This window comes from Rhizobium sp. BK008, from assembly GCF_014197345.1.
GTDB classification, from domain to species: Bacteria; Pseudomonadota; Alphaproteobacteria; order Rhizobiales; family Rhizobiaceae; genus Rhizobium; species Rhizobium anhuiense.
The window spans coordinates 421,429-430,433 of sequence record NZ_JACIFK010000005.1 but is presented as its reverse complement, the minus strand read 5'-3'; the positions used below and the strand labels follow the sequence as shown (position 1 = coordinate 430,433).

General features: G+C 62.8%; 3 protein-coding genes and 1 pseudogene. 3 read left to right on the top strand and 1 reads right to left on the bottom strand.

The annotated features are described in order from the left end of the window. A pseudogene (locus FHT69_RS34320) lies at positions 1-149 on the bottom strand (5-aminolevulinate synthase); the annotation flags it as partial. A gap of 272 nt (positions 150-421) precedes the next feature. On the opposite strand from FHT69_RS34320, the gene FHT69_RS22360 reads away from it, so the two are divergent. The 3 genes from FHT69_RS22360 to FHT69_RS22350 all read left to right on the top strand — a co-directional run bounded on the left by FHT69_RS22360 (position 422) and on the right by FHT69_RS22350 (position 8,945). Beyond that, positions 422-679: a YMGG-like glycine zipper-containing protein gene (locus FHT69_RS22360; RefSeq protein WP_028756469.1), complete on the top strand. Its 258-nt coding sequence runs from the start codon at positions 422-424 to the stop codon at positions 677-679. Between the two features lie 169 nt (positions 680-848). Beyond that, positions 849-2,777, top strand: coding sequence for an autotransporter assembly complex protein TamA (locus tag FHT69_RS22355; RefSeq protein WP_176707316.1), 1,929 nt, complete (start codon positions 849-851; stop codon positions 2,775-2,777). A gap of 66 nt (positions 2,778-2,843) precedes the next feature. Beyond that, on the top strand, positions 2,844-8,945 hold the full coding sequence (locus tag FHT69_RS22350; protein ID WP_183905970.1) for a translocation/assembly module TamB domain-containing protein: 6,102 nt from the start codon (positions 2,844-2,846) through the stop codon (positions 8,943-8,945). The last annotated feature ends 60 nt before the right edge of the window (positions 8,946-9,005 follow it).

Here is a 9,005-nt window from a genome sequence, read left to right as displayed (position 1 = left end):
TTGCCGCGGTGACGTTCGAGATCGGCAAAAACGCGGTAACGGCCCTCGGCATGAAGCCCGTCCAGCTCGTTTTTGAAAAACGCTTCGAAATCCATCATATGCTCCAGTATCACGCGGACGTTCTTGATGACCGGACGTCCGCGCGTCAATGCTTACCCTTTGCTTTAACATCAACTGCGGCAAAAGGCCCAGATTTTTGAATGATTCCAGATAAAAAATATGCGAGCCGAGATCAATGGAATTGATGCGGCAGAATGCAGCGGAGTTTACCAACCATGCGAAAGGTGACGACGGCCGCATCGCAAAAAAATCAGCACATCGGATGGACAACCCTTTCTTCCGACATAGTTTTCGGTCTAGCGTGACGAAAAAATAGAAGGGACGGCCTTTGCCCGTTGGGCAACAACCTCGGAGAGAAAAGATGAAGAAAGCTGTCATACTCGCATTGATCGGCCTGTCGATCGCAAGCTGCACACCGACACAGCAGGGCGCCGGCATCGGCGCTGCATCCGGTGCCGTGATCGGCGGCGTCGTCACCGGCGATGTCCGTGGTGCGGCAGTCGGCGCCGCCATCGGCGGCGTGTCCGGCGCCCTGATCGGCAGCGTCGCCGAACAGCCCGGCCAGTGCTACTATCGCGACCGCTACGGCCGCCGCTACATCGATAGCTGCCCGCGCTGAGAGCGCTTGGAAAGCGTCAAATTCGGAAAATCCCGGACACATGTCCGGGATTTTTTGTGCTAAATTAGCGCGTTGGCAATTTAAAATGGTACACGCCGCGCGATTTTGCCGCTAAGCTGTTCACGGCTGGGCAACGAAGCTTCATTGTAGGCATAACCAAAAGCGGCGGATGCGGATCAGAGGGACAGGCCCGAAAACAGGTACTGCGTATCGGCGAACAGGCACCATGATGGTGGTCGCAGCGGCAGCTGCGTTCTCACCGGTCCTGATCGGCGACGCTTATGCCTTCAAGCTTTTCGGCATCACCATTTTCGGCAAGGAAGAAGACGAAGGTGAACAGGTGCCCGATCCGGTGCGCTACCACGTCGACCTCAGAGCCGATACCGTCGATCCCGACCTGAAAGAAGCGCTGGAAAACAGTTCCCGCCTCCTCAGTGACCAGAAACTGCCGGTGTCCGGCGATCTCGGCATCGTCGTCAAGGCGCGCGACGACCGTGAGCGGCTGATCGCCACCTTGTATGAAAAGGCCCGCTATGGCGGCCTGGTAACGATCACCATCGACGGCAGAAACATCGACGACCTGCCGCCCAATCCGACATTCGACCGGTCCGGGCCGATCCCCGTCACCGTCGACATTGCTCCCGGCCCGGTTTTCAAGGTCAGGGAGGTCCAGTTCGGCGGCGATGCCGCAAACCATAATCCCGCCGATTACGATCTCGCCCCGGGCGCCGAGGCCGGCTCGCTCGCCATCATCAGAGCCGGCGACAAGATCGTCGAACAGTTGAAGAGCGAAGGCCGTCCCTTCGCCAAACTGACCGAACGCAAGGTGGTCGCCGACCACAAAAGCGATACCGTCGATATCGTCCTTGCCGCCGAAGGTGGTCCGGTCGCCCCGATCGGCGATGTCGGCGTCACCGGCGAGAAGACCGTCAAGCCAGCTTTCATCCAGCGTTATTCCCGGCTGAACAAGGGCGAAGCCTATTCCCCGGAAGCGTTGAAGAAAGCCGGCGAGCGCCTTCGCGCCCTCGGCGTCTTTTCGAGCGTCACCATCCACGAAGGAGATGCGCTGGCGCCGGATGGCACCCTGCCGATGACGATCGAGGTTTCCGAAGGCAAGAGGCGCTATTTCGGCGTCGGCGCGCAATATTCCACCACCGACGGCTTCGGCATTCAAGGCTATTGGGGCCACCGCAACCTGTTCGGCGAAGCCGAAACGCTGAGGATCGAGGGAGCGGTCTCTCGGCTTGGCGAAACGACGGATGTGGGCAGCCTCGACTATTCCGCCGGCATCCTCTTCACCAAACCCGGCGCCTTCTTCCCCGCCGCCACCCTGAAGGCCGGCATCGTCGCCAAGACCGAAAATCCGGATGCCTATAATGCGACGCTCGTCACCGCCTCGCTCGGCCTGTCCTACGAGTTGACCGACCAGGACACTGTCTCGGCGAGCGGCGAGCTCAGCTGGGAGCGCGACGACGACGCATTCGGCGAGAACGACTATCTGACCTTCACCCTGCCGATCCAATATGATCGCGACGCACGCGACGACAAGTTCAACCCGACGGAGGGCTATCGCGCGACCTTCTCGGCAAAGCCCGGCTACGAAATCTTCAACGCCACGCCCTATGCGGCATTCCAAGGCTCGATCTCCGGTTATCTGCCGTTCGGCCAGGACGACGGCTTGGTGCTGGCCGGCAAGGTAGCCGCCGGCGTCCTGATCGGCGGCGACAGCATCGGCGACATTCCCGCCACGCAGCGCTTCTTTGCCGGCGGCGGCGGCTCGGTCCGTGGATACAGCTATCAGGAAATCTCGCCCTATAACGACAATGGCGATGCCACCGGCGGCCGCTCCTATGTGACCGGTTCGCTGGAGGCCCGCATCAAGATCACCGATACGATCGGCATCGTGCCCTTCATCGATGTCGGTACTGTATCGGACAGCACCTTTCCGGGTTTTTCCGATATCCGCGCCGGCGCCGGCGCCGGAATACGATATGCAACGCCTTTCGGCCCGCTGCGGCTTGATTTTGCCATGCCGCTGAACAAGTACGAAGATGGCACAGATTACGGAATCTACGCCGGCATCGGCCAATCCTTCTAGAATTGCCGATCCGCTCGTGTTTTCCGATCTGCGAGCCGTCATGAAAACGGGGTAGTGTCCGCGCCGATGCAAACGCTGGCAAAAATCGTCAACTGGATCCTGCGGCTCACCGGCTATGCGCTGGGCGCCACTTTGATTCTCGCTGTCGCAGCCCTTGCGATCTTCGGCTTCACCAGTTTTGGCGCCCGCATCGTCACCGAAAGGATAGCCTCGACGCTTTCCAACCGCGACATGACGATCGAAGTGCGTGAACCGCAAGGTCTTCTGACCGGCGGGCTTCGCGCTGCCGAGATCTCCCTCTCCGACACCCGGGGCGTCTTTGCGGAAATTCATGGCATCGCAATCGACTGGAATCCGCTGGCGCTGCTGACCGGAACCTTCCACGCCAAACGCTTCGAGATCGAAGCGATCGACGTGCTGCGCAAGCCGGTGCGCACCCTGCCCTCGCGGCCCCGAACTGAAGCCTCCGGCGGATTCAGCCTGCCGATCAAGATCGATATCGACCGCGTCGCACTGCCCGATATCAAACTCGCCGCACCCATTGCCGGGCGCGCCTTTGCGCTCGCCGCCGAAGGCAGCCTTTCGGCGAACGGCGATGGCGGCGAGGCTATCGTCAATGTCAGCCGTCACGCGGTCCCCGATGCGCGGCTTGCCGCCGACATCGCCTATGCGCCGGCCGAAAACCGGCTGCGGCTAAAGGCACAGCTTTCCGAACCGAAGGGCGGGCTGCTGGCGGGCTTTCTCGGCCTGCCGGACAGCCCGGCGGTCAACATCGATCTCGACGGCCAGGGGCCGATATCCGATTGGAAAGGCAAAGTGCAGGCCGCCCTCGACGGGCAGCAACGCGCCGCAATCGAGGCCCGGCATCAGATCTCGGCAGACGGACTGCATCACCTCGACCTCAAGGGCGGCGGCGACCTGAGCTCGCTGCTGCCATCGGCATTCCGGCCGCTTTTTGCCGGCCAGACCAATATTGATCTTGCCACCACCTTCGACAACCACGGCAAGATCGATATCCAGACCGGCAATATCGCCACCGGCAGCGTCGTCATCGCTGCCTCGGGCACCCTCGATCCGGCCGGCAACAACAGCCTGAACGCCAATCTGCTCGGCACCTCGGGGCCTGTCGATTTCCGCTGGCCGCTCGCCGAAGGCGAAGCGCGCTTCCTGATATCAGGTCTCAACCTGGCGCTGACAGGCGATGCGCAGGCGGCCCGGCTCAACGTCAGCGGCTCGCTCGACACCGCAACCCTGCCCCAGGCCGATATCGGCAACGTCAAACTGACAGCCAAGAGCGACGCCTTCAATCTCGCCGCGCGTTCTGGCAGCATCCAGCTGCGCCTCGTTGCCGGTGACATGAGCTTTGCCGAGCCGAACCTCAATCGCGCTGTCCAAGGACCGGTCACGATCGCCTCGCCGCTGCAGATCACGCCCTCCGGCATCGGCTTCAACGGCACCACCGTCGAAAGCGCCAATATCAACGGCAGCCTCAACGGCTCCTATCGGCTGGCAGACCAGGCGCTGACCGGCAACCTCAAGCTCACCGTCGAACCGGCGGCCCTGCCGGCTGCGGCAACAGCCAGGTTCGACGGACCGATCTCGCTCGAAAGCCAGGTGGTCGGCACCATCCCGTCGAAATTCGCGCTGTCCAATCTCGTCCTCAAGTCCGGAACGCTGGAAGCGGCCGGCAACGTCGCGCTTGATGGCCAGATGTTGAATGCCGATCTCTCCGGCCGGCTGCCTGACGTCGGCAAGCTCATCCCCGGCGCCAGCGGCGGGGTGGGTTATGCGTTGAGAATAGGAGGTGAGCTCCCGGCAGTCTCGGTGACGGCCAATCTCAAGGCCACCAGCCTTGACATGGCCGACCGCAAGCTCGGCAACCTCAATATCGACCTGTCGGGCCTCGCCGATCCCAAGGCGCCGCAAGGCAAGATCGCCGCCACCGGCACGATCGACGGCCAGCCGATCGGCATCAACGGCGACATCAGTTCGAAGGACGGCAAGACGAGTATTCCGGCACTGACCGCCGATATCGGCGGCAACCGGTTGACCGGCAATGTGGAATTCTCGCCCGCGCTGGAGCCGACAGGCGCCCTGACCTTCGATTTCCCCAATCTCGGCCTGCTCGCCGCACTCGGCGGGCAAAGGGCCGAAGGCGACCTTAAAGGCTCGCTCGGCGTCAGCAGCGATGGCGGCAGGATCGCGCTCAAGCTGCTCGCAACAGGCGGCTCGATCCGCCGTGATACGCTTGCGATCGTCAAGCCGGATATCGATGTCACGGTCAGCGATCTCAGCGCCCTGGCCGCAAGCGGTACGGTCAAGGCCGAGGAGGTGAGTGCCGGAACGAATAAGCTTGCCGGCCTTTCGCTTGGGTTCACCAAGCAACAAGACCATACAGATTTCGATCTCAATACCGCCTATGACGGCAATCCCGTACTGGCGACCGGCAATATCGAGGCGGCGGGCGGCACGATGCACCTGAACCTCGATCGGTTCTCGGCAAGCCCCCGCAATATCCCGATCGAGCTTGCCGCACCAACGCAGGTTACAATCGCCAGCGGGGCCGCCAGCCTGAACGGACTGACGTTGAAGACCGGAACCGGCTCGGTCACCGTCACCGGCTCCGCCGGCGAAACGCTGAAGCTCGATGCCGACATCCACGAACTGCCGGCAGCGCTCGCCAACGGTTTCGTGCCCAATCTCTCAGCCGGCGGCACGATCTCCGGAAGGATTGCCGTGACGGGAACGCCGGCCGCACCCGTCGCCGACTTCAAGCTCGACTGGAAGGATGCGACGACGGGCCAGACCAAGGGCGCCGGCCTGGCCCCGCTTGGTATTGCCGCCGGCGGCAAATTCGCCGACAACAAGCTCGATTTCGACACGACGGTCGGCAGTGGTGACGGCCTCTCGCTCAAGGCCGCCGGCAATGTCTCGCTCGCCGACCCGAAGGCACCGGTGCTTGAGGTCGACGCCGATATCCTCAACCTGCCTGCCCGCATCGCCAATGGTTTCGTTCCCGATCTCGCCGCCGAAGGCACGATCACAGGAAAATTGACGGCTTCGGGCTCCCTCGCTGCTCCAACCGCCAATGTCGATCTCGATTGGAAAAGTGCTGCGACGAGCCAGACGAAGCGCGCCGGCCTTGCGGACCTGACCGTCAAAGCATCCGGAAAATACGCCGACAGCAATCTCGATTTCGACACGGCGATATCAGGCGCCAACAGCCTCTCGCTGAAGACAACAGGCAATGTCGCCATCGCCGGCACGACGATCGGCAACGTCAAAGTCGACGCCACGCTGACGAATGTCCCGGCGAATATCGCAAACGGTTTCGTCGCCGATCTCGCCGCCGAAGGGGCGATCTCGGGAAAGGTCTCGGCCAGCGGCCCGCTTTCCGCCCCGAGTGCCGATTTCGATCTCAATTGGAAAGACGCGGCGACGAGCCACATGAAACGTGCCGGCCTTGCAGCGCTCGGCGTGACCGCGTCGGGAAAATTTGCCGAAAACAAGCTGGATTTCAACGCGGCAGCCCGCGGCGATCAAGGCCTCTCACTGACGGCCATGGGTAATGTCGCACTCGCCGGTACGGCGATCGACAGCATCAAGGTCGATGCCAAGGTCGCCAAGCTTCCGGCCAGTCTCGCAAATGCCTTCGTTCCCGATCTGGCCGCCGGCGGAACGATCTCCGGCACTGTGTCCGCCGCCGGGACACCCGCCGCACCGAAGGCCGACTTCAAGCTCGACTGGACGGATGCTGCGACCAGTCAGACCCGAAGCGCTCATCTCTCAGGCCTCGCGCTGTCCACATCCGGACGCTTCGCCGACGATCGCCTCGATTTCGATGCCAATCTCGCCGGCAAGGACGGCCTCTCGCTCAACGCCGCCGGCAATATCGCGATATCGGGCACATCAGTTCGTAACATCGACGTCAAGGCCGATCTTGCCAACCTGCCTGCAGGTCTCGCCAACGGCTTCGTCCCCGGTCTAGCCGCCGAAGGCACGGTCTCGGGAACGGCATCCGCCTCCGGAGCACTGCCGAAACCGGCCGTCGATTTCAAGCTCGACTGGAAGAATGCCGCCACCGCCCAGACCAGGAGCAGCGGCCTGTCGGGACTGAGTGCTGCGGCATCCGGCAAATTCGCCAATGACCGGGTCGATTTCGACGCAAACCTCGCCGGCAAGGACGGCGTGCTGGCCAAGGCAAAGGGCGGCGTCACCATCGCGGGAACGGCCATCCGGGACCTATCGATCAATGCCGATATCCCGGCGCTGCCGGCAAATATCGCAAATGCCTTCGTTCCCGGTCTTGGTGCCGAAGGCACGCTCTCGGCAAATGCCGTGACGTCGGGAACGCCGACAAATCCGATCGTCGATTTCAAGCTCGAGTGGAAAGATGCCGCGACCAGCCACACCAAGGCTGCCGGCATTTCCCGCCTTGCGCTGGCGGCGACGGGCAAATACGCCGGTGACAGGCTGGATTTCAATGCCGCCCTCACCGGCAGCGGCGGCATTGCGCTGAAAGCCACCGGCAATCTCGCCATCGAAGGCACATCGATCCGCTCGCTCGACGTCACGGCAAACACCAGCAATCTTCCGGCTGGCATCGCCAACGGCTTTGTTCCCGGCCTTGCGGCCGAGGGCGCGGTCTCGGCGACCGTCAAGGCCACCGGTGCGTTGTCTTCGCCCTCCGTCGACTTCAAGGTCGACTGGAAGAACGCAGCGACGAGCCAGACAAAGGGCGCCGGCCTTTCGCCCTTCAGCATGGACGCATCCGGCAAACTTGCCGGAAACAAGCTGACGGTCGAGACCAGCCTTGCCGGTGACGCCGGCATGTCGCTGAAGGGCGGCGGCAGTGTTGCGATCACAGGCAATCGCGCCATCGACATGCGCTTCAACGGCAATCTTCCTTTCGCTGTGCTCGGCGCCCCGCTTGCGCAGCAGGGTCTCGTCGCCGACGGCGTCGCCACCGTCAATCTCCAGATCGGCGGAACGGCCGCAGCACCCGTCATCAACGGCACTGTCTTGACCAATGGCGCAAAGCTCGTCGATGTCCGGCGCAATCTGGCCGTCAACAACCTTGCGGCGACGGTGACCTTCAATGGCAGCCAGGCCGTAATATCGCGCCTCAACGGCAGCCTTGGCAGCGGCGGCACGATTTCGGCCAGCGGCACGATCGGCATTCAGCCGGCCGGCGGCTTTCCCGCCGACATTTCGATTAAGCTCGATAAGGCGGTCTATGTCGATGGAACCCTTGTCGTCTCGACCGTCAATGGCACGCTCGGCCTACGCGGGCCGATTGCAAACGCGACGCTGAGCGGCAAGCTTCGGCTGGACAAGACCTCAATCACCGTCCCGGAAAAATTGCCGACCTCGCTCAGAGAAATCGACATCCGGCATAAGAACGCGCCGCGGGCGGTGCTGGCGCAGCTGCGCGATGACGGCGAGCGCAAACCCGGCGAGAAATCCTCCGTGATGACGCTGGATCTCGAAATCGACGCGCCATCGCATATCTTCGTACGCGGCCGCGGCATCGATGCCGAGCTCGGCGGCCGCGTGACCATTCGCGGGACGGCGGCGGCACCGGTCGTCACCGGCGGTTTCACCATGCGCCGCGGCCGCCTGACCATTCTCAACCGCCGCCTGGATTTCTCCGACAAGAGCCGGATCACCTTTGCCGGCGACCTGACGCCGGCGCTCGATATGGAAGCGACCTCGACCTCCGGCACCACGACGCTGACCGTCGACGTCGCCGGCCTCGCCACCGACCCCGCCATCACCTTTTCTTCCTCGCCCCAGCTGCCGCAGGACGAGGTCCTTGCGCAGCTGATTTTCGGCCAGTCGATGTCGAAGCTCTCACCGGTGCAGATCGCCCAGCTCGCCGACGCCGTCAGCCAGTTGGCCGGCAACCGCTCCACCTCGCTTTTCGAAGGCCTGCGCAACCAGCTCGGCGTTGACGACTTTGACGTCAGCACCGATTCCAAGGGCCAGACGAGCGTCAGCGTCGGCCGCTATCTCAACGACCGCACTTATTTCGAATTGCAGCAGGGCGGTTCGGCCGGCGCCAAGGCGGTGATCAACCTCGATGTCGGCCGCGGCGTCAAGCTGCGCGGCGGAGCAGGCGGCAATGGTGAAGGCGAAGCTGGCATCGTCTATGAACGGGAATACTGATGCATCGCATCTCGCCTGAAGCTGCTGCGCGGCAGTTTTGGAATGACGGCACGCGCGAGC

Coding starts and splice junctions, on each gene's coding strand:
- FHT69_RS22360 (WP_028756469.1), top strand. CDS start 422: ATGAAGAAAGCTGTCATACTCGCATTGATCGGCCTGTCGATCGCAAGC.
- FHT69_RS22355 (WP_176707316.1), top strand. CDS start 849: ATGCGGATCAGAGGGACAGGCCCGAAAACAGGTACTGCGTATCGGCGA.
- FHT69_RS22350 (WP_183905970.1), top strand. CDS start 2,844: ATGCAAACGCTGGCAAAAATCGTCAACTGGATCCTGCGGCTCACCGGC.